This window comes from Methylibium sp. T29-B (assembly GCF_000576225.1).
GTDB lineage: Bacteria > Pseudomonadota > Gammaproteobacteria > Burkholderiales > Burkholderiaceae_C > Methylibium > Methylibium petroleiphilum.
Genome location: NZ_AZSN01000296.1, coordinates 1 through 2,438 on the forward strand (window position 1 = coordinate 1; position 2,438 = coordinate 2,438).

Consider the following 2,438-nt stretch of genomic DNA (forward strand, 5'->3'; position numbering starts at 1 on the left):
AGGCCCAGCACGCCTACCAGCACCAGCGCCACCAACGCCGCCGCGCCGCCGATCAGCAGGCTGGCCGACACCGCCCAGGCCAGACCGCCGGCGCCGACGCTGGTGGCCAGCGTGCCGAGCTTGCGGCCCAGCACGCCGGTGAGCACGGCGCCGGCGATCGGCACCGCGAGCAGGAAGAACATCGCGAAGTCCTGCCATTGCGCGCCGGACTGAGGTGCCTTCGACACCGAGCCCGGCGCCGGCAGCGCTTCGCCGCGGATGCGCGCCGCGAGCTGGTCGACCGCGGCGTTCAGGCCCCCCGCGAAATCGCCGGCCCGGAAGGCCGGCGTCAGCGCGCGGTCGATGATCTGCCGGGCCGCCAGGTCGGGCACCGCGCCCTCCAGCGCCTTGGCCACCTCGATGCGGACCTTGCGGTCGTCCTTGGCCACCAGCACGATCAGCCCGTCGCCCACCTCGCGCCGGCCGATCTTCCAGCTCTCGCCGACGCGCTGCGCGTAGGCGGCGATGTCCTCGGGCTGGGTGGTCGCGACGATCAGCACCACCAGCTGCGAACCGGCCTCGCGCTCGAAGGCCGCGAGCTTGGCCTCCAGCGCGCTGACCTGCGCGCGCGTCAGCGTGCCGGTCTGGTCGATCACGCTGGCGCTGAGCACCGGCACCGGCCGCAGGTCCTGGGCGCTGCTCGCGCTCCATGGCCCCACCAGCAGCGCCAGCGCCAGGCTTGCGAGCCAGCGCCGCCAGCCGTGTCGCATCAAGGTCTCACTTCGAGGCCGGCTTCTCGAAACTCACCGCCGGCGGCGCCGAGATCTGCGCCTCGTTCTGCACCGTGAAGTTGGGCTTGGCCGCGTAGCCGAACACCATCGCGGTCAGGTTGCTGGGAAAGCTGCGCGCGAGCACGTTGTAGTCCTGCACCGCCTTGATGTAGCGGTTGCGCGCCACGGTGATGCGGTTCTCGGTGCCCTCGAGCTGCACCCGCAGGTCCTGGAAGCCCTGGTTGGCCTTCAGGTTCGGGTAGTTCTCGGTCACCACCAGCAGCCGCGACAGCGCGCCGCTCAGCTCGCCCTGCGCGGCCTGGAACTTCTGGAAGGCCTCGGGGTTGTTGATCAGCTCCGGCGTGGCCTGGATGCTGGTGGCCTTGGCGCGCGCCTCGACCACCTTGGTCAGCGTCTCCTGCTCGAAATTGGCCTCGCCCTTGACGGTGGCCACCACGTTGGGGATCAGGTCGGCGCGCCGCTGGTACTGGTTCAGCACCTCGGCCCAGGCGCTCTTGGTGGCCTCGTCGAGGCGCTGGAAGTCGTTGTAGCCGCAGCCGCCGAGCGCCAGCGTGGCGAGCAGCATCAGGGCGGCGAGAAGGCGTCGGAGCATGGGGGTGGTCCTTTCTGTGCGAACTCGGGGCGGCGCGCGGCAGTCTTCGGCACCGGTGCTGCGCAGATGCCGACGGCTGCGCCGGGTTCAAGCGGCGCTTAGCATCCTAACCACTGTGGACCCATCTTTCGCACTCGATCCGACCACCGCGCTGCAGGCCGCCGCCCACCCGCATGCGCCGGCACCCCGGCCATCCCGCCTGCTGGTGGCCGGTGCCGGCGGCCCGCTCGGGCGCGAGGTGCTGCGGGAGGCGCTCGCCCACGGCCGCTATGCCGGCGTGGGCGTGCTGACACGCGCACCGCTGCAGGCCGGGCTGCGCGGGCTGCACGCGGTGCCCTACGAAGAAGACAACGGCACGGTCGGCGCCTCCGCGCTGCCGGCGCACGACATCGCGTGGTGGTGTTCGACCGCGGGCGCGACCACTACGGCCGCGACGAGGCCTACCACCTGCCCGAGCCGCAGGCCCTGCCCGCGCTGGCGGCGCGTCTGCGCGCCAGCGGCGTGCACACGCTGGCGGTCGTGTGCCCCATCGCTCCGGCGTTGCTGCCGCAGGCGCTGCAGCACGGCCTGGCCAATCTCGACGAGCAGGCGGTCGCCGCGCTCGGCTTCGAGCGGCTGCTGTTCGTGCGGCCGACGCAGGATGCCGTGGCCGCTTCCGTCACCTCCTGGCCGCAACGGCTGGCGCGCTGGATGCTCTCGCAGCTGCGCTACATGATCCCGCAGCAGGAGCGACCGCTGCGCGCCGGTGCGGTGGCGGTCTTCGTGTTCGAGGTGCTGCGGCAATGGCGCGACGCCGCGCCGGGCACGCGCGTCGCCGCGGCACCGCTGTTGTGGGCCGCAGCGCAGAAGGAAGGACCGGAGCCGGTGGTGCAACGCTGGCTGCACGGCGACACGAGATCCCCTCTCCCGCACCGCGGGAGAGGGCCGGGGTGAGGGAGTTGCTCAGCGCCGCGCCGGCGGCTGCCAGCCGCTGCGCAACACCTCCATCTGCTCCGCCCGCCGCTCGGCCGGCAGCGGCCCGCGCAGGCTCGTCAGCACCCAGCCCACGCGCTCGGTGTCGACGGCCGTCATCGCGC

3 protein-coding genes are annotated in these 2,438 nt (G+C 72.8%); 1 reads left to right on the top strand and 2 read right to left on the bottom strand.

From position 1 onward, the window contains the following. Both Y694_RS21295 and Y694_RS21300 read right to left on the bottom strand, forming a co-directional pair. Nucleotides 1-749: YgcG family protein (locus Y694_RS21295; RefSeq protein ID WP_036236421.1), on the bottom strand; the 749-nt coding region annotated here is incomplete at its 3' end. 7 nt (nucleotides 750-756) lie between these two features. Then, entirely contained in the window at nucleotides 757-1,362 is a 606-nt protein-coding gene (locus Y694_RS21300; RefSeq protein ID WP_011827746.1) for a LemA family protein, read from the bottom strand. A gap of 393 nt (nucleotides 1,363-1,755) precedes the next feature. On the opposite strand from Y694_RS21300, the gene Y694_RS22895 reads away from it, so the two are divergent. Further along, a complete protein-coding gene (locus tag Y694_RS22895; protein WP_051495968.1) occupies nucleotides 1,756-2,295 on the top strand; it encodes a hypothetical protein in 540 nt (179 codons plus the stop codon). Nucleotides 2,296-2,438: the final 143 nt, after the last annotated feature.

Bases quoted from the DNA above. Each gene is read 5' to 3' on its own strand.
- Y694_RS21300 (WP_011827746.1), bottom strand. From the start codon at position 1,362: ATGCTCCGACGCCTTCTCGCCGCCCTGATGCTGCTCGCCACGCTGGCG.